This window comes from Candidatus Binatus sp., assembly GCF_030646925.1.
In the GTDB taxonomy this organism is placed as follows: domain Bacteria; phylum Desulfobacterota; class Binatia; order Binatales; family Binataceae; genus Binatus.
This window is the reverse complement of record NZ_JAUSKL010000107.1, coordinates 12583-32815: the sequence shown is the minus strand read 5'-3', so window position 1 is coordinate 32815 and position 20233 is coordinate 12583. Positions and strand designations below refer to the sequence as shown.

The window sequence follows — 20233 nt, the reverse complement described above, 5'->3', positions numbered from 1 at the left end:
CGACGGCTTTTTTTGCCGCCGCCGCCGTGTAAGCATCGGGACATGAATTCGCTGCGCATCCTGTTGGTCGAGGATGAAGTCCGGCTGCTCGAAGCGATCAAGCGGGGTTTGGTCGAGGAGGGTTTCGCCGTCGAAGGCGCGGCGAGCGCGGACGCGGCCGAGAAGATAATCGCGAGCGGATCGCTCGACCTGATCGTGCTCGATCTCCAACTGCCGGGCAAAAGCGGACTCGACTTGCTGCGCGAGATGCGCGCGGCGGGCAATCAGACGCCGGTGCTGATTCTGACGGCGCGCGGCTCGCTCGACGATCGAGTTGCGGGGCTCGACAGCGGCGGCGACGATTATCTCGCCAAGCCATTCGCGTTCGCCGAGTTGGTGGCGCGAATCAAGGCGCTCGGACGGCGGCGCTCGCAAACGTCCTCGCCAATTCTCAGAGTTGGCGACCTCGAATTCGATACCATCAAGCGCCGCGCGCGGATAGGCGAGCACGTGGTGAACCTGTCGCCGAAAGAGAAGATGCTGCTCGAACTGCTGATGCGCAACGCGGGGCAGGTCGTCACGCGCGACATGATCGCGGAAACAGTCTGGGATTCGGACTACAAGGCGCTCACCAACCTGATCGAAGTTTTCGTGAATCGCCTGCGGCAAAAGATCGATCCGCGCATCGATCGCTCGTTGATCGTCACGGTGCGCGGCGTCGGCTACACGATTCGCGCGGAATAGCCGCGCTGCATCGCCGATGCTCCGCGGTGGCTTATCAGCATGACAATCAGAGCCAGGCTGACGCTTTACTGGGCGATAATTCTCGCAACGATTTTGTGCGCGGTCGGCATCATCGTGCTGCAACTCTTCGAGCACCAGCAACTGAGCACCGTCGATGCCGGATTGCTCGAAGAAGCAGACACCACCGCGAAGGAAATCGAGCGCGCGGGCCGAAAAGGCGCAAGCGCAATCCTGGAGGCGCTCAGCCGCGAGACCGATATCGGGCCGGGCCGCCGCGTGCGCCTGATCGATTCGCGCGGCGTCGCGATCGATTACGGCAACATCCATACGATTCCGCCGTCGCTCGCCGCTAACTTGCCGACGCGCCCGCAAATCGTGGCGAACGGATCGTCTCGATTCGCGGTCGCTCCGCTCGAACTTGACGGCCAGCCGGCCTACGTCGAGAGCGGTGTGAATGCCCGCCTGGTGCACGATTCGGTGGATAGTCTGCGCGCCAGCCTGATTCTGATTCTGCCGGTGGTGTTGATTTTGTGCGTCGCCGGCGGCTACTGGCTCGCGGGGCGCGCGCTCAGGCCGATGGAATCGGTAACGGCGGCGCTCGCGGCGATTCATCCGAACAATCTCGACTCGCGGCTCACGGTGGCTCCTGTAGCCGACGAGATCGCGCGCCTATCTTCGGTGATCAACGCGCTGCTGGAGCGGCTCGAGCGCGCGTCGGCGACCGAGCGTAGATTTGCCTCCGATGCGGCGCATGAACTGCGCACGCCGCTTGCGGTTTTGCGCACCGGGCTCGAAGTTACGCTCGCGAAAGAGCGATCGGAGCGCGAGAACCTCGAAGCGTTGAACGCGGCGCATCGCGAGGTGCTCGCGCTCTGCAAGATCGCCGACGAACTACTGATGCTGGCGCGGCTCAACGGCGAAGTCGCGGTGAATCGCGAACGCCTCGATCTCAGCGAACTCGCCGCGGAGGTGGCGTCGACGGTCGAACCGCTGGCCGACGCGCACGAGGTCGAACTGCGCCTTAACGCGCCGGAGCCGGTGCCGGTCGAGGGCAACCGCGCGCATCTGCGGCGCCTGCTGGTGAACCTGCTCGACAACGCGCTCAAGCTCACGCCGGCGCGCGGCTGGATCGAAGTTGCGGTCGCGGGAAACGGCGCCCACGCGAGCTTGAGCGTTGCGGACAGCGGGCCGCCGATACCGGACATCGAGTTGCCGTTCATCTTCGATCGATTCTTTCGGGGCGCGGCGTCGCCGGGCGAAGGCAGCGGACTGGGCTTAAGCCTGTGCAAGGAAATCGCGCGAATTCACGGCGGCGAGATCGTCGCGGCGAATCGCGCGGGCGGTGGATGCGAGTTCGTTGTGACACTGCCGGCGGTCGGCAAAGAGGCTCCCGCCGCTCGCGCGGCTGTCTGATTTCATTCTCTACAAACCGTCAGTCATCTAAACAATCGTTAATTGGTTAGCTTGCTACCGCGCTGTTATGTTTGAACGATGGAGCGCCGACGCCCGCATCTCATGGCCGCGTTTATCGTTTCCGGAGTGCTCGCCTGCGCTTCGGTAGCTGCGGCCCTACCCCTGACTCTGCCCGACGCGATCGATCGCGCGTTGCACGCGGCGCCGGCTGTTGGTATCGCGGCGGCTGCCAGCGATATCAGCGCCGCGCACGTGCGCGAGCAGCGCGCTCCGCTGTATCCGAATGTCGCGAGCGGCGGCGAATATTACCAGGCGCCCGGCTACGACCAGGTCGTCACCAACCGCGGACTTTCCACGGCGCTGGTGACGCTCGACTACACCGTCTGGGATTGGGGACGGCGCCAGGCGCGAGTGCGCGCGGCGGAGTACGTCGCGCAGGCCTCGCGGCTGGGTGTCGCGGCGGCACGCGCGCAAATCGTATTCGATACGACGGTCGCGTACTTCGACCTGGTGCGTTCGCGCGGCACTCAGCGCGATCTGCAGACCAGTCTCGATCGGCTGAATCGCTATGTCGCGACGATCATCGAGCTGAATAAGAGCGGGCGCATGATCACCAACGACGTGCTCAAGGTCGAGACCGCGCGCGACGCCGATGAACTTGCGCTCGACGTCGCACGCGGCAACGCGCAGCGAGCGTCGGAGGCGCTGGGCGCGCTGATGGGCGAGCCCAATCACGGCGATCTCGACATCGCGATGATAAGCGGCGTGCCGGCGAAACCGTCGGGCGATTTGAAGCAGAGCCCCGTGATGCAGGCAGCGCAGCGCGCGATCCAATCCGCCACCCAGCAAATCAAGGCCGCCAAGGCCGAACGGCTGCCGACATTGCAGGCGGCATTCACCACCGGCTTTCTCGGCGTCGATCCGCGTCCGACGATCGGGCACAACTTCGGCGGCTCGTACGACACCGTGGTATCGATGCCGCTATTCGACGGCGGCCTCATCTCGTCGCACATTGATCTCGCGCGCGCGAAGGAGCATTCGGCGCTCGCGCAGGCGCGCCAGGCCGAGTACCTGCTCACGCGGCGAATCGCCGACGCGCTCCAGCGCTACGATATCGCCACGCGCCAGCTCGAAATTCTCTATCGCGTCCAGCCGACCGCCGACGACGCGTTCGCGCTGACCTGGACGCGATTCCTCGGCGGCGGCGCCGTCACGATGCTCGAAGTGCTGGACGCCTACCAGGTCGCGCAGCAGCTCCGCCTCCAGCGCCACGATCAGGAGTTCAACGCGCGCGAGGCCGCCGCCGAAGCGAACCTGCTCTACGGCCGTATCCAGTGATGCGCGATCGCCATTCACGAATTGTCGCGACGAGGGGCTCGCCGCTGATGCTGGCGGCGATGCTCGCGATTGCGATGCTCGCGGGATGCGGTCATACGAAAAGCGCTGACGAAAGCGCCGAAGCACCCACGCCCAACCCCGTGATGCTGGTGACGGCGGCGAAGGCGCAAACTCAGTCGATGGCGAACGACCTGCGATTGCTCGGCAAGACGGTCGCGGCGCGCCACGTGATAATTCGCGCGCCCACGCCGGGGCGAGTGCTGGGAGTCAATCTGCGCAGTGGCGACAAGGTGCACAAAGGCCAGGTCGTCGCGCATATCGTCAATCGCGAAATCGAGGCGGCGCAGGCGGGACTCGCCGTCGCGCGCAAAATCGATCCGCATGACGCCGATCAACTCACCGCGTCGGTCGGCCGCTATAATCACAGCGCCGGTATCCCGGTAGTCGCGCCGGAGTCGGGCGTCGTGTCGCAACCGCCCGTCACCGCGGGGCAGATGGTCGCGGACATGGATCCGCTGATCGATTTGATCGATCCAGCGAACCTTTATATCGAAGCCTCAGTGCCGCTGAGCGAACTGTCGCTGCTCCGACCCGGGATGCCCGCATTGTTGACGACGCCGATTCGTCCCGGGGCGCAGATTCCCGCGCGCATCGTGGCGGTGATGCCGACTTTCGACGCGAACAGCTCGACCTCGTCCGTGCGGCTGGATTTTGCCGGCAGCGAACGGATCGACGCGGCGGGCGAGCCAGTCGAAGTGCGAGTCGAGACTTCGCATTCATCCGACGCGACTGTGATTCCCATCGCCGCGCTGTTCCAGGATCCGGGCGCCGATCAGTACCACGTGTTTGTGATCGGCCAGGACGGAAAGTTGCGTCGCACGCCGGTCAAACTTGGGCTTCGCGACGCCGCTCGCGCGCAGGTGACCGCAGGCGTGAAGCCTGGCGATCAGGTCGTAACGTCGGGCGGCTATGCGCTCTCCGACGGATTGCAGGTGCGCGTCGCCGAGGCGCGGCAATGACGCGCCGCACCTCGGCGCTCGCGCTGGTCGCGGTCACCGCGGCAAGCTTGCTCGGACTGATCCTCGCGACGACGATTCCGAGCGCCGTGTTTCCCGAGATCACGTTTCGCCGCGCAACAATTATTGCTGAGAGCGGCGACTTGCCGGCCGAACAAGTGCTCGCCTCCGTGACGCGCCCGATCGAGGAAGTCGCCTACGGCGTCACCGGCGTCACGATGGTCCGCTCGACCACGACCCGCGGCGCGGCCGAGGTGGACGTCACCTTTGGCGAGGACGCGAATCCGCAGAGCAGCTTCGAGTTGCTGGTTACCGCCGTCGATGAAACTCTCGGACGATTGCCGCCCGAAACGTCGATCGATTCGCTGCTGCTCACTACCGGCACGTTTCCAATCGTGGACGTGAGTTTGAGCTCGCGAATCCGCAGCCTGGCCGAGCTGACCGATATCGCGAACTACGATTTGGTGCCGAGCCTGCATCGAATTGAGGGCACCTATCGCGTCGTGCTGGTCGGCGGCAAGACGCGCGAGTTCGTCGCGCGTCTCGATCCGGAAAAGATGCTCGAGCACGATCTGGCGCCGCAAGACGTCGTCGCCGGCCTGACCCGAAGCAACGTGATCGCCGGCGCGGGCCGCATGAACGAATCGCATCGGATGCTGCTCACCGTCGTCACCAGCGACCTGCACAGCAGTGATCAAATCGCCGCGCTGCCGCTGACCAGCAAGGGCGGCCAGCCGGTCCGCGTGAGCGACGTCGCGAGCGTCGAGCAGGGTATCAAGGAGGATTACGTTCGCACCGCGTCCGAGAATGGCGCCGCGGTGCTGGTCGGAATTTCGCGGCGGCCCGGCGGCAATACGGTGCAGATCGCCGACGAAGCGCGCAAAATCCTCGCCGATTTTCGCCGCCGATACACCGACGTGCAGTTCTCGATTTCGTACGATCAATCTGCGCTCATCACCGAATCGTACAACAGCGTGCGCGACGCGATTGCGCTCGGGCTCGTGCTCGCGGTGCTGGTCGTGCTGGCATTCACGATGAGTCCGCTCAGCGCGATCGTCGCGGCGATCGTGGTGCCCTGCACCGTCGCGATCACGTTCGTCGTGATGAAAGCCGCTGGCCTCTCGTTCAACATGATGACGCTCGGCGGTCTCGCCGCCGGCATCGGACTTTTCATCGACGACGCGATCGTGATGATCGAAGCGATTCATCGCGAGCTATCGGCCGGGCAATCGACCCAAGCGGCGGTGTCGAGCGCGCTCGCCAACCTCGGCCGTCCGCTGCTCGCCTCGACGATGACCGTGATCGTCGTATTCGCGCCGCTGATTTTTCTTTCCGGCGTGACCGGAGTGTTTTTTCGATCACTCGCAGCGACGCTCGGCGGCGGGCTCGCGATCTCGCTATTGCTCGCGATTTACTTCACGCCCGCACTCGAACTCGCCCTCAGCCGCTTTCGCGGAAATGCGCGCGCAGCCGGCCGCATCTATAAATTCGTGCAATCGGCCTACGTTGCGAGTCTCAAGCCGTTCGTGCGATTGCCCGCGCTCTCGCTGATCGCCACGACCATCTCGATCGGAATCGCGATCGTGGCCTATCGCAACCTCGGTTCCGACTATCTGCCGCCGCTCGATGAAGGCGCATTCATCCTTGACTACACCACCCCGCCGCCGAGCACGATGACCGACACCAGCGCGCTGCTCGATTCACTTCAGTCGGTGCTGAAGACCACTCCCGAGGTCGCCGCGTTCAGCCGCCGCACCGGCGCACAGCTCGGGTTCTTTCTAACCGAGTCGAATCGCGGCGACATCTCGGTGCGCCTCAAGCAGGATCGCAAACGCAACATCGACGAAGTGATGAGCTCGGTGCGGAGCCGCATCCTGAGTTCGCTCCCCGGCGTCAGGATCGAGTTCTCGCAGATGCTGCAGGATCTCATCGGCGACCTGTCTGGCTTCCCAGAACCAATCGAAGTCAAGGTCTTCGGCATCGACAAAAAAACGATCGAAGCGACCGCGCGGGAGGTGGCCGAGCGTATCCGCACGATTCCCGGCGTGGTCGACGCCTTCGACGGAATCGTCATGAGCATCCCGGAGCAGGAGGTCGTCGTCGATAACACTTCGGCGGCGCGCTACGGACTCACGGCGGAAGACATCCGCGCGGCGCTCGAGACCGTCGTGCGCGGCACCGTCGCCACCAACGTGCTGGCGGGCGATCGATTGATCGGCGTGCGCGTGCGTTATCCCGAGGCTTTTCAGAGCAATAACGCGACGATGTCCGAAGTGCTGCTGAAGTCGGCGACCAACGCGCGCGTGCCGTTGGCGTCGGTGACCAAGCTGAATTTCGTCGGCGAGAAGAGCCAGAGTGCGCGCGAGCGGCAACGCGCGGTGGTGCACGTGACGGCGCGGCTCGAAGGCGTCGATCTCGGCACCGCGATGGCCGAGGTCAAGCGGCGCCTCGCCACGATGCCGCTGCCGGCCGGGACGTCGATCGAGTATGGCGGCCTCTACGCGCAGCAGCAGCAATCGTTTCGCGAACTGGCGCTGGTACTAGTCGCGGGCACCGTCATGATGTTCCTGGTGCTGGTGTGGGAGTTCGCGCGGATGACGCCTGCGCTCGCCTGCCTGCTTGCGGCGATCTCGTGTCTCGCGGGGAGTTTCATCGCGCTCAATTTGACCGGCGTCACGCTCAACATCTCGTCGTTCATGGGAATCATCATGGTGGCGGGCATCACGGCGAAGAATGGCATCCTGTTGCTCGATCACGCGGAGCGCGAAGTTGATTCGGGCGCGCCGCCGCGCGAGGCGATCCTCGAGGCGGCCCGGATGCGGCTGCGTCCGATTCTGATGACTACGCTGGCGACGGCCGCCGGCCTGTTTCCGCTCGCGTTGGGATTTGGCGCGGGTGCGAAGGTTCAGCAGCCGCTGGCGATCGCGGTGATCGGGGGGCTGGCATTCGCGATGCTGCTATCGACGGCGCTCGCCGCCGGCATCTACCTGCTCGGGACGCGCCACGCCCGCGAGTCTGCCCCAGCCAGCGCGTAGTAGGCAGTCTTGTCACTCACGGGAAAGTGACTTTTTCTTTTCCTGCTTCATATTCGGTGAACGATCCGTTGCCGTGATTGCCATCATTGCCTAAGATGACGGTCTCCTCCATCTCGATGTGCCGAGGTGGCGAAATGGCAGACGCAGAGGACTCAAAATCCTCCGTGCGCAAGCACATGGGGGTTCAAGTCCCCCCCTCGGCACCATCAACGCTGAACTAGAATCTGTGATGACCAACCGCTCGGGCAAATTCGATTCCGTGCTGCTGAGCGGTAGGAGCTGTCGCTTTCACCACTCACTCCGACTGTGCTCGCTAGGACTGACGGGCCATGGCAATTCCAGACTTTCAGACCTTGATGTTGCCGGTCTTGAAGACCGCCGGCAGTGACGAGGTTAGCATCGGTGATGTCATCACGAAGCTCGCTGACGACTTCAAGCTCAGCGAAGACGAGCGGAACCAAATGTTGCCCAGCGGTCATCAAACCACCCTCGCGAATCGAATCGGCTGGGCAAAACCCTATCTTGCGAAGGCCGGGCTCCTTGAAGCGACCAAGCGCGGATATTTCCGAATCACAAATTTAGGCAGCGGCGTGCTATCCGCGCCTCCTTCGCGAATCGATATTTCGTTCTTGCGACAGTATCCAAAGTTTGAGGAGTTCCGATCGGGAGAACGGAATGTCGACGGAGAGAAGATTGAACAGGCTGTCGCGGTACTTGAACAATCAAGCCAGACTCCGGACGAACTGTTGAGAGCGACACACCAAGAAATTGAAAAGAGCCTTCAGACTGACTTGCTAGATCGTGTCATTGCCGCGCCTCCCTCATTTTTTGAGACGCTTATTGTTTCCGTCTTGATGGCTATGGGATACGGAGGATTCCGCGATGAGGCGGGTCGGGCAATCGGCAAAACGGGTGATGGTGGTTTAGACGGTGTGATCGACCAGGATCCCCTTGGATTGGATCGAGTCTACGTGCAAGCGAAACGCTACAAGCGAGACCTAGCCGTAAGCGAGCCTGAAATCCGAGGTTTTGCGGGAAGTCTTGAAAGTGTGAAGGCCACGAAAGGAGTGTTTGTTACTACATCCTATTTCACGGCTCCGGCAAGCGCCTTCGTCGAGAAAATTGCTCGCCGCATCGTGCTCATTGACGGACATCACCTCGCCCGTCTGATGGTGAAGTACAACGTAGGGGTCCGGATTGAGGAAACTCTTCACATCAAGAAAATCGACGAAGACTATTTCGTCAGCGATTGAGGCGGCAGTCGCCTAACAAATCAGTTGCCAATCGCATGTCGAGGTGCATTGCGGCGCCGCAGTCGTGATCGCCGATCGCAATCGCCAAGGCGGAGTCTCGGTGGATCGCTGCGCCACGAATCGGCCGGCGTCGGTGTATATCCGTTGCATATCTTGAGAATCTAGAAAGAGGGGTAGGCATTGAGGGCACGGATTGCAAAATGGTGTAACTGCCTAGGTGTTCGGATCCCGAAAGCCGTGGCTAGGAAAGTCGGGCTCCGCGAGGGGTCTAATGTCGAAGTGAGAGTCTTCGGACGCAACCTCGTCCTTGCTCCCGTTCATCGCGAGTACAGCCTGCAGGAGCTGGTCTCAGGGATCACACCTAAGAACCGTCATCGCGAAACTGATTGGAGCGCACCGGTCGGCAGCGAGAACTGGTGAGCGCCGTGGCGCGAGCGGTTGGCAATTGGGGCGGGACGCGGCTATTGAAAGAGACTGATCAGTAATCGAGGCTTGCCAGTAAATCAAGGCTCGATCGCCGCGTCGCGCGAGCGGGCCTCAAACTCATCGCGGAGAAAAATCATGGGTAAACTCGACCAGAAAGTTGCAGTAATCACCGGCGCAGCGAGCGGCATCGGCCGCGCCACCGCGATCAGGTTCGCCGGCGAAGGCGCCGCAATCGTGATCGCCGATCTCAACCGCGAAGGCGGCGACGCCACGGTGCGCGATTGCAAGGAGAACGGCGGCCGCGCGGTTTTCCAACTCGCCGACGTGTCGAGCGAAGAGGACATCAAAGGCGCCGTCGATCGCGCGGTCAAAGAATTCGGTCGCCTCGACGTGATCTACAACAACGCAGGCCTTGGCGGCGCGGTCGGCCCGCTCGAAAAGACCAGCGCCGAAAACTGGGACCGCAGCTTCGCGATTCTGCTCCGCGCGGTGTTTCTCGGAATCAAACATGCGGTGCCCGAGATGCGCAAACAGGGCGGCGGCTCGATCATCTCGACCGCCTCGATCGCCGGAATCCGCGGCGCCGCCGGATTGCACGCGTATTGCGCGGCCAAGGCCGGCGTGATCAGTCTCAGCCGCTCGGCCGCGATCGAACTGGCAAAGGACAAGATTCGCGTCAATTGCATCTGCCCCGGACTGATCGCGACGCCGCTGACCTACAATCGAATCCCGGGCGGTGAGCAGACTGCGACGCAACTGTTCGCGGCGTTCCAGCCGTGGCCGCGCGCGGGACGGCCCGAGGATATCGCCGCGATGGCGCTGTTTCTCGCTAGCGATGATTCGGAATTCGTCAGCGGACAAGCGATGGTCGTCGATGGCGCCGTGACGTCGGGCATGGTCGGCGGCAACCTGCCGCGAGCTGCCGGGGACAACACCTCGATTCTCGATGACGAATGGTCGGGGCCGTCATTCCAGATGAAGAAGCCGTCCTAGGTGCCGCCCGCGAAGGATCGTCGGCGACAAGCCAGTATGAGTGCTATGTCGCCTAGCAGGGTGTTGAAAAAGTAATTTTCAACGCCTGCTCCCTCTCTCTTCTCTCCCCCAAAGAGGTTTTTCACCGGTCTCCTCCAACGGGGGAGAGGTTCTAGGTAAGAAGTCAGTTGTTACGCAGGGTGTTGAAGCACCGGAGATCAATACAGGCAGTCGGCCTTGGTTTTTCAACACCCAGCTAGCGGCCCATCTTAAGCAGGTCGTCGCCGGCCCATCCTTCCTTCAACGGTACCATGAAGTAAGGAGTCAGCTTCATCTTGCTGAACTTCCACTGGCCGTTCTGCTTTATGTACTCGTCATCATAGCGCGCGGCGACGACGTAGCTTTCGCCGTTGTAAACGGGCTTGGCCTCCAGGTACGCGTAGCCGTCGGCGGTGTCGCCGTGAAGCCTTATCACATGATTGTGGATGAATTGCTTGACGCGATAGAGTCGTCGCCGCGGCGGTTCGCCAGTCTTCGAAGGAGTGCCGGCGAGACCCGAGAAGAAGCTGTTGATCTGCTCGCGTCCTTTGGCGTTGCCTAAGTGCCCGAACTCCAGCACGCCGTCATCGGTGAATAAGTCGGGAATTTCCGCCATCTTCGCTTCGTTGATGCACTCGTGGTAGCGAAAGCGCAGATCGCGAATCGCTTCACGCTCGACTATTTCGAGCACCTTGGCCTCGAGCTCACGCACTCTAGCTTCCAGATCGGTTGCCATAGGAGCTTCTCCTTGTAGCTGCTTACCCTGGGTTAGAATCGATGCCTACATTGCAGTTAGCTGTAGTAAGCGACCTCCGAGAAAGAAACGGGACCGATCCTTCGATCGATCCCGCCAAGCTTACTCACCACTTACCGCTTCGGCGCTGCTGACTAATGTCCTCCGCCGGCAGCCGCGCTTTGCTGTACCCGCGATTCCTTACTCTGGACATGCGGCAGCACTTCGGTCGCGAACAGCTTCATGCTGCGCTGCGCGACTTCCAGCGGCATCCCGCCGAACTTGAAGGTGCCGACGAACTCCGCCGCATCCATCGTGCTCGCGATCGTGCGCAGCGTCTCGACGCATTGCGCCGGCGTGCCAAAGACCTGCGTCTTGGTGAACATCTGGCGGAACGAGCTAGCATTGCCCTTGGTCGCATCCGCCATCTTCGCGTGGAACTCATAACCCTTCGCGTTGCGGAAATGCTCGGGCTCGTCGTACTCGTAGTGACTGATCGCGGTGTCGGCATAGTTGCCGATCCATTTCTCGGCGCCTTCAACTGCTTCCTTCTCAGTCTCGCCGCAGTAGATGAAGGTGGACACTATCGGCTTCTTCGCCTTATGCCCGAACTTCGCGCATGACTCCTTGAAGTGATCGTAGTCCTTCTTGTGCTCGGCCCACGACTTCTGCGGGATCACCAGCATCCCCATCCCCTGCTTCGCCATGATATCGCCGGTTTCCGGTGAGATGATCGCGCCGTAGAAACGATCGGTTAGATTTTTGTGGCGCGGCTGCGGCCGGATACTCATCTCCGGGATGTGATGATACTTGCCGTCGTAAGAGAACCGCTCCTGGCTGAGCGCCAGCCGCACGATTTCCGCGCCTTCGGTGAAGCGCTCGCGCGATTCGCTCATCGGCACGCGAAAGCCGTTGTACTCGATACGGCCTGCGCCGCGGCCGAAGCCCAAGACGAGATCGCGGTCGCCGCAGTAATTATCCAGCATCGCGATCTGCTCGGCGACGCGCACCGGATCGTGCCACGGCAGCACCACCACCATCGAGCCAAAGCCGACTCGGCGCGTGCGCCCCGCCATGAAGGTCAGGAACTGCAGGACGTCGGGGATCATCGTGTAGGGCGAGAAGTGATGCTCGACGCCCCAGATGGAATCGAAACCGAGCGGCTCGACCATCTCAGCCAGCTCGAGGTCCTCGCGATAGATCTCCCAGTCAGGCTTCTCAGCACGGAAATAGTTTTGAAAAAAGAACGATGCTCCTACTTTCATTCGATTGTCCTCCGCATGGCGCTTGCGCGTCAGGGTTGTCGCCGCGAGGACTTCGCGTTCCCGTGCGGCGTTCGACAAGGGTCGTTGGACTTTCAGGGTTAATGCAGTGAAGCGGGATTTACAAGGTTTCCGGCCGCGATTTGACTCATCGAAAGCGCGCGGGTAGCGTCGGTTGCAATTTGCAACTGAGCAGAAATCTGCGCCATTCGAGGAGTCATCAGATGACGAAGCAAGTCGCGCTTATCACTGGAGTTGGACCGGGCACCGGCGCAGCGTTGGCGCGCCGCTTCTCGAAGGGCGGCTACGGCGTCGCGATGCTCGCGCGCAATCGCGAACGCCTGTCCGCGCTGCAAGCGGAGATTGCGAACTCGCGCGCATATCCGTGCGACGTCACCGACGAAGCGCAACTCGACGCCACGATCGCAGCGGTCCGCGCCGAACTGGGCGCGCCGTCAGTCGTGATCCACAACGCGGTCGGCGGCGCCTTCGGCAATTTCCTGGAGATCGATCCGCAGGTGCTGAACCGCAACTTCCAGGTGAACGCGATGGCGCTGCTTTACCTCGCGCGGCGCCTCGCGCCCGCGATGATTGAGGCTGGCAAGGGCGTGATCGTCGCCAGCGGCAATACCTCGGCGCTGCGCGGCAAGGCCAATTTCGCGGGCTTCGCGCCGACCAAGGCGGCCCAGCGCGTTCTCGCCGAAGCGATCGCGCGCGAGCTTGGCCCTAAAGGCATTCACGTTGCGTATGTGGTGATCGACGCGGTGATCGATCTGGCGTGGACGCGCAAGATGCGGCCCGACGCGCCGGACGATTACTTCATCAAGCCCGCGGCGATCGCCGACGAGATCTGGCACGTCGCGCATCAGGATCGCAGCGCGTGGTCGTTCAACGTCGAGGTGAGGCCGTTCGGCGAGACCTGGTGACGCGCCGAAAAGCGGCTTCATAGTCGCGGCGACTTCTCGCCGCGAGTTCGTCGTCGGCGATAGCATCCCGTTCAGGATGACACAAAGAGGACGGCGCACTGCCGCCGCAACACCGCAAACTTTCTGGCTCCGGGGGCAGCGCGGTCGGATGGACTGACGCAGAATCGGGATCTTCGCGCGCTTGCAGCAACCGTCACGGCCTCTCAGCATTGATGAGACCCGGATGTCGGTCTGCCCCGGCGCATCGACTGAAAAGGCTTGGCTGGGAAGCTCAGGGCCGCTAGGTTTGAGCCAGCCATGGGACTCTCGACAAATTACGAAAAACACAAGGCATCGGAAATCACCATTCGCGAGATTCGCGAAGCAGCAACTCGGATCAAGGGTTATGTTCGCCGCACGCCCCTGATGTCGTGCAGCCCGGTGCGCGACGCGGTTAATCGCGCCGAGTCATTGCAACTGAAACTCGAATGCCTGCAAGTGACGGGATCGTTCAAGGCGCGAGGCGCGGTCAACAAACTCAAGTCGCTCACGCCCGATGCGACCGCGCGCGGGATCATCACCGCCTCGGGCGGCAATCACGGACTCGCGGTCGCGTACGCCGGACGGCTCGCGCGCGTGCCCGCCACGATCTACCTGCCGGTCACGGTGAGCGAGGAAAAAATTCACAAGCTTAACCGTTGGGACGCGCGGCTGGTGATCGAAGGAGCGAGCTGGGACGACAGCAATCGCGCGGCGCTCGCGGTCGCGGAGCGCGACGGGATGGCGTACTTCCACCCGTTCGCCGACCCGGTGATTATCGCCGGCCAGGGCACCATCGGGCTCGAAATTCTCGAAGACGCGCCGGACATCGATACGATCGTCGTCGCGATCGGCGGCGGCGGAATGATTTCGGGGGTCGCGATTGCGGCGCACGCGATACGGCCGGGCATCAGGATCATCGGCGTCGAGCCGGTCGGCGCGGCAACGGTTTATAAGAGCATCAAGGCCGGCCACCGGATCGAACTCGAGAAGATCGAAACCGCAGCGGGGCCGCTCGGCGCGCGCGCGAGCGAGCAATTGAATCTCGACCTGGTGCAAGAGCACGTTTCCGAAATTTTTCTCGTCACCGACGACGAGATGCGAAACGCCGCGCGATGGCTCTGGTTCGAGCTCGGAATCGCCGCCGAACTGGCCGGCGCGGCGGCGGTCGCGACGATCCTCGGCAGCCACTATCGCCCGGCAGAGGGCGAGCGCGTCTGCGCGGTCGTCTGCGGCTCAGGCACCGACGGCATCGAGGCGTGAGCAATCCGCGCCACCTCGGAATCGTCGCAGTCAGCGCGGAGGGCGCGGCGCTTTGCTATCGCACGATCTGCGCGGAAGCCGCCGCGATGCTGGGCCGTCATATGCATCCTGAAATCTCGATGCATACCTTTCCGCTCGGCGAATACATGCGGCATATCGACGCCGGCCGATGGCACGACGTCGCCGCTCTGATGCTCGAATCGGCGCGGAAGTTGGCTGCTTGCGGCGCCGACTTTTTGATCTGCCCCGATAATACTGCGCATCAGGCGTTCGATCTGCTCGAAGACCGCTCGCCGCTTCGATGGCTCCATATCGCGGATGAAGTCGCGCGCGTCGCGGCGGAGTGCGGATTCGGGCGGGTCGGCGTGCTGGGCACGCGCTACCTGATGGAAGGTCCGGTGTACCCGCCGAAGCTGGCGGAGCGCGGAATCGCGCACGAAATTCCCAGCCGCGAGCAGCGCGCCCGAATCAATCGGATCATCTTCGAAGACCTCGTCCATGGATGCTTCGAGGAATCCGCCCGCGCCTACTTTCGCAGCGTGATCGCCGATCTCAAGGCTCGCGGATGCGACGCGGTCGCGCTCTCGTGCACCGAGATTCCACTGCTGATAAGCCCCGGCGATTCGCCGTTGCCCGTGCTCGATTCAACGCGAATCCTCGCGCGGGCCGCGCTCCGTGAAGCAACCCGCGCCGACTAGCGCAACCGGATCCTTCGATGAAACTATCGACGCGGCTGTTCGGCACCGGATACCGCTTTCGCTCGGTTCGCGAATTGCTCGCGCGCGCCAACGAAGCCCGCAGTGGCGACGAACTGGCCGGCATCGCCGCCCGCTCCGAAAAGGAACGAATCGCCGCGAAGACCGTGCTCGCCGATTTGACGCTGAACGACCTCCGCGAAAATCCGGTCGTGCCTTATGAACGCGACGAAGTGACGCGCGTGATCGATGACGCCCTCGACCGCGACGCCTTTGCGCGAGTGCGCAACTCGACCGTCGGCGAGTTTCGCGAATGGCTGCTCGACGACGCGACGACCGGCGAGATCATTCTCGCGACCAGCCCCGGCCTGACCGCCGAGATCGCCGCCGCCATCGCCAAGCTCTGCTCGAATCTGGATTTGATCACGATCGCATCGAAGATTCGCGTTGTGACAAAGGCTCGCACCACGATCGGATTGCCCGGCCGCCTCTCGACGCGTCTCCAGCCCAATCATCCGCGCGACGATCTCGCCGGTATCGCAGGCGCCGCGTACGAAGGCCTCAGCTACGCAACCGGTGACGCGCTGATCGGAATCAATCCCTGCATCGACGAGCCCGACAACGTGCGCCGCCTGCTCGAACTCACCGCCGGCATTATCGATCGCACCGGCGCGCCGACGCAGAACTGCGTGCTCGCGCATATCACCACCCAGATGCGCGCGCTCGAAGCGGGCGCCCCGATGGACATCATGTTCCAGAGCCTCGCCGGCACCGAGAAGGGCAACGCGGGTTTCGGCATCACGGTCGCGATGCTCGACGAAGGCTACGCGATGATTCGCGAGAGCGGCCGACTGCGCTCGCCCAACCTGATGTACTTCGAAACGGGACAGGGCAGCGAGCTTTCCGCGGGCGCGCATGAGAACAGCGATCAGGTGACGCTCGAGGCGCGATGCTACGGACTCGCACGCCGCTACTCGCCGCTGCTGGTCAACACCGTCGTCGGTTTTATCGGTCCGGAATATTTGTACGACGCCAAGCAAATCACGCGCGCCGGTCTCGAAGATCACCTGATGGGCAAATTGCTCGGAGTGCCGCACGGCGCCGACGCCTGCTACACCAATCACGCGCGCGCCGATCAGAACGATTGCGAGAATCTCGCGGTGCTGCTCGCGAGCGCCGGATGCAACTACTTCATGGCGGTGCCGATGGGCGACGACGTGATGCTCTCGTATCAAAGCACCAGCTATCACGACGCCGCCGCGCTGCGCGCGGTGCTGAATCTTCGCCCCGCGCCGGAATTCGAGCATTGGTGCGAGGATCGCGGACTTCTGCGCGACGGCCGCCTCACCGCTCGCGCCGGCGACGGCGCCCTGCTGATGTCGGCGCATGCCTGAAATCTTTGAGATGTCATCAGGGTCAAAATTCGAATCCGCATCAGCCGCAGAATTCGATGCGATGAAGCGCGCGACTCCGGCCCGCCTTGGCGTCGGACGCGCGGGTCCGCGCTACACGACTGCCGCGATGCTCGCGCTGCGCGCCGATCACGCGCGCGCCGTCGATGCGGTCCTCACCGAAGTGCCCCGCGACTGGGCGCGGCGCAACGGTTTGCTCGAAGTTCATTCCGAGGCGCGCACCCGCGACGAATATCTGCGCTATCCGGAACGGGGCCGCCGCCTCGACCGTGAGAGCATCGCGCAATTGAAGCGGCTCGCGTCGGCGCCATCGAAGCGCGCGTCGAAATGCTCGGTGCTGATCTGCGTCGGCGACGGGCTCTCGTCGGCAGCCGTCGAAAAAAATGCGGCGCCGCTGTTGAAGTCGCTGAATCGCGCGCTCGCATCGCGTTATCGCCTCCTGAAACCGCTCTTCATCCGCAATGCGCGCGTCCGAATCGAGGATCATCTCGGCGAAATTCTGCATCCCGATGTCGTTTGCATGATCGTCGGCGAGCGGCCCGGACTCGCCACCGCCGAAAGCCTGAGCGCGTACGTCATCTACCGCCCCACGCTCGAATCGGCCGAGCCGGATCGCACGGTGATATCGAATATCCATCGCGGCGGAATTCCGATTGCCGAAGCCGCGCGCAAACTCGCCGCTTTGATCGACGACGCGATCCGCTTCGCCGCGACCGGCGCTTCGCTCGCCGCAAAGACTTCGCCGCCCGCCTGATACTTTGCGCTGCTGGCGCAGGGTTCACGAAAAAAATAGTGTAAAAGTCAGACAGGAACTTATGTCAGATCGAGAAGCAGTGCTCGCCGCCAATCGCGCTTTTTACGAAGCGTTCGAAAGCCTCGACACCGAGAAGATGGAAGCGATCTGGCTGCGTGACCCGCGCATCATTTGCATCCATCCGGGATGGCGAAAGCTCTCCGGATGGGGCCCGATCATGGCGAGTTGGGAGCGCATCTTCGACAACGTTTTCGAAATGAAGTTCGAACTCGGCGAGATGGAAGTGCTGATCAGCGGCGACCTCGCAATCATGATCGTCGAGGAAAACCTGACCCAGCGCGGCTACGACGGCGCACAACGCTCGACCGTGCTGAGCACCAACGTCTTCGAGCGTGTCGGGCTCAAATGGTACATGGTGATGCATCACGGATCGCCGGTGATCGCGCCGCCCGACGACGAACCACCGCTGCAATAGCGCAGACGCACGAGAGCCGCGACGCATCGCGCATCGCGGCTTTTTTCAAACCGCCAGAATCCCGCAATCGTGCGGTTGCCCGCGCCGCCTAAACTCCCGCCAGTTTGCGCGCGTAGGCCGCGACGGTTTTGAAATCGTACTCGCGATACGCCTGTAATTTCTCCGCTTCGAAACCGCCCTCGGCATGGACCGCGAGCACTTCCTGATATCCGCCAAATTCCGACGAGGTCAGATCGCTCACCAGGTTGAGCAATCGGAGCCGCTTCTCCGCATCGAAGCCCTTCGCGCCGCCCATGTATTTCAGCACATACTCGCGGGTCGCTTCGCTGGTGAGATCTTCGGCCGCCGGCGCCGTCACGAGCAGGCCGCCCGCGAGGTCCTGCACGATTTGCACCGCCTGATGATAGTTGTGCGCGAAGTGATATTTCGCGACGTTGGTCAGCAACGTATTCGGCACCGCGACGCCGTCTTCGATGGTGCAGGTGCGCGCCGCATGCTCGATCAATCCGCGCACCGTGGTGTGATACGCCGCCAGATGCGTCAGCTTGTCGCGCACGTGACCCGCGCGCGAAATTCCGTTGGCCTCCGCGACTGCGAAGCCCGCACCGCACATCAGTTCGAGCAACGGCAGCTTGTACGATACCGCGGTGAAGCGATGGAACCGCACGAACGTCAGCGCGAGCAATCCTGCGAACTCGATCTCGCCCTGCAGGAACACGCGCTCCTTCGGCACGAACACGTCGTCGAACACCGTCAGCGTCTCCATCATCTTGTGGCGCGCGCTCAGCGGATGCTCGAATTCGTTTTTGTGACTCGAGCCGTGCGGTGACGCGATCAGTTTCAGGCCCGGCGTGTTGATCGGCAGCGCAAACGCGACCGCATAGGCCTTGTCTTCCGCGCGCATCGCCCGCGTCGGCAGCACGATCACTTCATTGGTATTGGTCGATACGCTGGTATGCACCTTCGCGCCGCGCACGACGATCCCGTCCGGCCGCTCCTCGACGATGCGCACGTAATAATCCGGATGATCCTGCTGGGTGGGCCCGAGCGCGCGATCGCCCTTCGCGTCGGTCTGCGCCACCGCGATCGCCAAGTCATTGTCGCGGCAGTTGCGATAGTAGTTGTGAATTCGTTCCTTGTATTCAGGCTTGCCCGCCGCGGCCATCCGCTCGCCGATGATATTCAGCGCCAGCAGCGCGTCGGTTCCGATCTCCTTGATCAGAACCACCAGCGTTGCGCCCTCGCGCGTCGAGGCCGCGATCAGCGCGCTGCGCTTGAGCAAATCGTCGCTGTTTCTGGGGATATGAAAATAGCGGCTGTATTCGTCGCCGCCTTCTTTCACCACTGCCAGCTCGCGATACTTCGGGTCGTCGGCCATGCGGTAATCGAGCGCCGCGTGCTCGACCGCGATTCCGATCACCGGATGCGCGGTGACATCGGCGACTTTCTCGCCCCGAAAAAACACTGCGCGCCCATCGCGCAGCGAATTCTTGTATTGCTCAGCCGTCCGTAATCCCATTTGTTCTTTTTCCTGTGTTTGAATTGTCGCCGCCGCTCGCGAGCTTAAGTTGCGGCGGGCGCGAAAGCCCAATATAGAAGCCATCAGCACGCACTGTCTATCTGCTGAGCCCGCCGTCAGCGCACGCTTGCCTGATTTCCCCTTGGAGGAATCTCGAATGCCCAATCCGAAAATGTTCGATCTGAGCGGTAAGGTTGCCCTGGTTACGGGCGGCAACGGCGGCATCGGGCGCGGGATCGCGCTCGGACTGGCCGAGGCTGGCGCGTCGGTCGCGATCATCGGCCGCAACCAGGAACGCAACGACTCGACGCTCGCGGAGTTGCAGAAAATCGGCGTGTCCGCGATGGCGACGCGGCTCGACGTTTCGAATCGCAAGCTCCTGAAGCCCGCCCTCGACGATATCGAACGCAAGCTTGGCCCGCTCGACATCCTGGTAAACAACGCCGCGTTCGCCGTGCTGAAGGGCCTGCTCGATCACACCGAAGAAGACTGGGATTCGGTGATCGAAACCGATCTCACGTCGTGCTTTCTGCTGTCGAAATACGCAGCCCAGTCGATGATTCCGCGCCACGCCGGCAAGATCATCAACGTCGCGAGCATCGGCGGTTTCAAGGGCACGCCGATTTATCCGTCGTACGGCGTGAGCAAGGGCGGCCTGTTGCAGCTCACGCGATGCCTCGCGATCGAGCTTGCGCCGCACAATATCCAGGTCAATTCGCTCGCGCCCGGCTGGACCACCACCGACATGACCGACTGGATTCGCAACGATCCGCGCTACGCCGCGATCAAGGAAGAGATGATCACGCGCACGCCCGCCGGCCGTTTCGCCGAGCCGTCCGAGATGGCGGGCGCGGCGATATTCCTCGCGTCGCAGGCGTCGAACTTCGTCACCGGCGCCGATATTCTCGTCGATGGCGGATTTTTCATTCGCTGATATGTTTTCGATTTCGATTTTCGATTC

Annotated in this window: 18 protein-coding genes and 1 tRNA gene; 16 read left to right on the top strand and 3 right to left on the bottom strand. The window is 62.6% G+C overall.

Going from position 1 to position 20233, the window contains the following annotated elements:
* Positions 1-42: 42 nt before the first annotated feature.
* The 9 genes from Q7S58_RS18490 (at position 43) to Q7S58_RS18455 (ending at position 10197) form a co-directional block, all read left to right on the top strand.
* The gene (locus Q7S58_RS18490) at positions 43-723 is read left to right on the top strand and encodes a response regulator transcription factor (protein ID WP_304829428.1); all 681 of its coding nucleotides are present in this window, start codon (positions 43-45) and stop codon (positions 721-723) included.
* 39 nt (positions 724-762) lie between these two features.
* Entirely contained in the window at positions 763-2136 is a 1374-nt protein-coding gene (locus Q7S58_RS18485; protein WP_304829425.1) for a cell wall metabolism sensor histidine kinase WalK, read from the top strand.
* A gap of 78 nt (positions 2137-2214) precedes the next feature.
* A complete protein-coding gene (locus Q7S58_RS18480; RefSeq protein WP_304829423.1) occupies positions 2215-3474 on the top strand; it encodes a TolC family protein in 1260 nt (419 codons plus the stop codon).
* Entirely contained in the window at positions 3474-4493 is a 1020-nt protein-coding gene (locus Q7S58_RS18475; protein ID WP_304829420.1) for an efflux RND transporter periplasmic adaptor subunit, read from the top strand. Before Q7S58_RS18480 ends, Q7S58_RS18475 begins: the two co-directional genes overlap by 1 nt.
* Positions 4490-7525 carry an efflux RND transporter permease subunit gene (locus Q7S58_RS18470; protein ID WP_304829417.1) on the top strand — a complete coding sequence of 1012 codons (3036 nt, stop codon included), beginning with the start codon at positions 4490-4492 and terminating at the stop codon, positions 7523-7525. The genes Q7S58_RS18475 and Q7S58_RS18470 overlap by 4 nt, the downstream gene beginning before the upstream one ends.
* Before the next feature lie 120 nt (positions 7526-7645).
* A tRNA-Leu gene (locus Q7S58_RS18465) sits at positions 7646-7731 on the top strand.
* A gap of 123 nt (positions 7732-7854) precedes the next feature.
* Positions 7855-8778 (top strand): restriction endonuclease, encoded by a 924-nt coding sequence (locus Q7S58_RS18460; protein ID WP_304829414.1) that lies wholly within the window; start codon positions 7855-7857, stop codon positions 8776-8778.
* 180 nt (positions 8779-8958) lie between these two features.
* On the top strand, positions 8959-9198 hold the full coding sequence (locus tag Q7S58_RS22320) for an AbrB/MazE/SpoVT family DNA-binding domain-containing protein (protein ID WP_370655544.1): 240 nt from the start codon (positions 8959-8961) through the stop codon (positions 9196-9198).
* Positions 9199-9339: 141 nt separating this feature from the next.
* The gene (locus Q7S58_RS18455; protein WP_304829411.1) at positions 9340-10197 is read left to right on the top strand and encodes an SDR family NAD(P)-dependent oxidoreductase; all 858 of its coding nucleotides are present in this window, start codon (positions 9340-9342) and stop codon (positions 10195-10197) included.
* 235 nt (positions 10198-10432) lie between these two features.
* Here the strand turns inward: Q7S58_RS18455 and Q7S58_RS18450 are convergent, their stop codons facing one another.
* Positions 10433-10951 (bottom strand): nuclear transport factor 2 family protein, encoded by a 519-nt coding sequence (locus Q7S58_RS18450; RefSeq protein WP_304829408.1) that lies wholly within the window; start codon positions 10949-10951, stop codon positions 10433-10435.
* A 152-nt stretch (positions 10952-11103) separates the two neighbouring features.
* Positions 11104-12213 (bottom strand): LLM class flavin-dependent oxidoreductase, encoded by a 1110-nt coding sequence (locus Q7S58_RS18445; RefSeq protein ID WP_304829405.1) that lies wholly within the window; start codon positions 12211-12213, stop codon positions 11104-11106.
* A gap of 221 nt (positions 12214-12434) precedes the next feature.
* Between Q7S58_RS18445 and Q7S58_RS18440 the strand changes: the two genes are divergently transcribed.
* The 6 genes from Q7S58_RS18440 to Q7S58_RS18415 all read left to right on the top strand — a co-directional run bounded on the left by Q7S58_RS18440 (position 12435) and on the right by Q7S58_RS18415 (position 17753).
* Positions 12435-13136, top strand: coding sequence for an SDR family NAD(P)-dependent oxidoreductase (locus Q7S58_RS18440; RefSeq protein ID WP_304829402.1), 702 nt, complete (start codon positions 12435-12437; stop codon positions 13134-13136).
* A 297-nt stretch (positions 13137-13433) separates the two neighbouring features.
* Positions 13434-14417 (top strand): threonine/serine dehydratase, encoded by a 984-nt coding sequence (locus Q7S58_RS18435; RefSeq protein ID WP_304829399.1) that lies wholly within the window; start codon positions 13434-13436, stop codon positions 14415-14417.
* Entirely contained in the window at positions 14414-15115 is a 702-nt protein-coding gene (locus Q7S58_RS18430) for an aspartate/glutamate racemase family protein (RefSeq protein WP_304829396.1), read from the top strand. The genes Q7S58_RS18435 and Q7S58_RS18430 overlap by 4 nt, the downstream gene beginning before the upstream one ends.
* A 17-nt stretch (positions 15116-15132) precedes the next feature.
* Positions 15133-16506 (top strand): ethanolamine ammonia-lyase subunit EutB, encoded by a 1374-nt coding sequence (locus tag Q7S58_RS18425; RefSeq protein WP_304829393.1) that lies wholly within the window; start codon positions 15133-15135, stop codon positions 16504-16506.
* Positions 16499-17278, top strand: coding sequence for an ethanolamine ammonia-lyase subunit EutC (gene eutC / locus Q7S58_RS18420; RefSeq protein WP_370655543.1), 780 nt, complete (start codon positions 16499-16501; stop codon positions 17276-17278). The genes Q7S58_RS18425 and eutC overlap by 8 nt, the downstream gene beginning before the upstream one ends.
* 61 nt (positions 17279-17339) lie before the next feature.
* Positions 17340-17753, top strand: coding sequence for a nuclear transport factor 2 family protein (locus Q7S58_RS18415; protein WP_304829390.1), 414 nt, complete (start codon positions 17340-17342; stop codon positions 17751-17753).
* Positions 17754-17841: 88 nt separating this feature from the next.
* Here the strand turns inward: Q7S58_RS18415 and Q7S58_RS18410 are convergent, their stop codons facing one another.
* On the bottom strand, positions 17842-19272 hold the full coding sequence (locus Q7S58_RS18410; protein WP_304829387.1) for a 4-hydroxyphenylacetate 3-hydroxylase N-terminal domain-containing protein: 1431 nt from the start codon (positions 19270-19272) through the stop codon (positions 17842-17844).
* Positions 19273-19429: 157 nt separating this feature from the next.
* On the opposite strand from Q7S58_RS18410, the gene Q7S58_RS18405 reads away from it, so the two are divergent.
* A complete protein-coding gene (locus tag Q7S58_RS18405) occupies positions 19430-20206 on the top strand; it encodes an SDR family NAD(P)-dependent oxidoreductase (protein WP_304829384.1) in 777 nt (258 codons plus the stop codon).
* The last annotated feature ends 27 nt before the right edge of the window (positions 20207-20233 follow it).

Excerpts from the sequence above, each read along its gene's own strand:
- Q7S58_RS18480 (WP_304829423.1), top strand. The coding sequence starts at position 2,215 with ATGGAGCGCCGACGCCCGCATCTCATGGCCGCGTTTATCGTTTCCGGA.
- Q7S58_RS18485 (WP_304829425.1), top strand. The coding sequence starts at position 763 with ATGACAATCAGAGCCAGGCTGACGCTTTACTGGGCGATAATTCTCGCA.
- Q7S58_RS18405 (WP_304829384.1), top strand. The coding sequence starts at position 19,430 with ATGCCCAATCCGAAAATGTTCGATCTGAGCGGTAAGGTTGCCCTGGTT.
- Q7S58_RS18460 (WP_304829414.1), top strand. The coding sequence starts at position 7,855 with ATGGCAATTCCAGACTTTCAGACCTTGATGTTGCCGGTCTTGAAGACC.
- Q7S58_RS18425 (WP_304829393.1), top strand. The coding sequence starts at position 15,133 with ATGAAACTATCGACGCGGCTGTTCGGCACCGGATACCGCTTTCGCTCG.
- eutC (WP_370655543.1), top strand. The coding sequence starts at position 16,499 with ATGCCTGAAATCTTTGAGATGTCATCAGGGTCAAAATTCGAATCCGCA.
- Q7S58_RS18475 (WP_304829420.1), top strand. The coding sequence starts at position 3,474 with ATGCGCGATCGCCATTCACGAATTGTCGCGACGAGGGGCTCGCCGCTG.
- Q7S58_RS18410 (WP_304829387.1), bottom strand. The coding sequence starts at position 19,272 with ATGGGATTACGGACGGCTGAGCAATACAAGAATTCGCTGCGCGATGGG.
- Q7S58_RS18470 (WP_304829417.1), top strand. The coding sequence starts at position 4,490 with ATGACGCGCCGCACCTCGGCGCTCGCGCTGGTCGCGGTCACCGCGGCA.
- Q7S58_RS18490 (WP_304829428.1), top strand. The coding sequence starts at position 43 with ATGAATTCGCTGCGCATCCTGTTGGTCGAGGATGAAGTCCGGCTGCTC.
- Q7S58_RS18450 (WP_304829408.1), bottom strand. The coding sequence starts at position 10,951 with ATGGCAACCGATCTGGAAGCTAGAGTGCGTGAGCTCGAGGCCAAGGTG.
- Q7S58_RS18435 (WP_304829399.1), top strand. The coding sequence starts at position 13,434 with ATGGGACTCTCGACAAATTACGAAAAACACAAGGCATCGGAAATCACC.
- Q7S58_RS18445 (WP_304829405.1), bottom strand. The coding sequence starts at position 12,213 with ATGAAAGTAGGAGCATCGTTCTTTTTTCAAAACTATTTCCGTGCTGAG.
- Q7S58_RS18440 (WP_304829402.1), top strand. The coding sequence starts at position 12,435 with ATGACGAAGCAAGTCGCGCTTATCACTGGAGTTGGACCGGGCACCGGC.
- Q7S58_RS18415 (WP_304829390.1), top strand. The coding sequence starts at position 17,340 with ATGTCAGATCGAGAAGCAGTGCTCGCCGCCAATCGCGCTTTTTACGAA.
- Q7S58_RS18455 (WP_304829411.1), top strand. The coding sequence starts at position 9,340 with ATGGGTAAACTCGACCAGAAAGTTGCAGTAATCACCGGCGCAGCGAGC.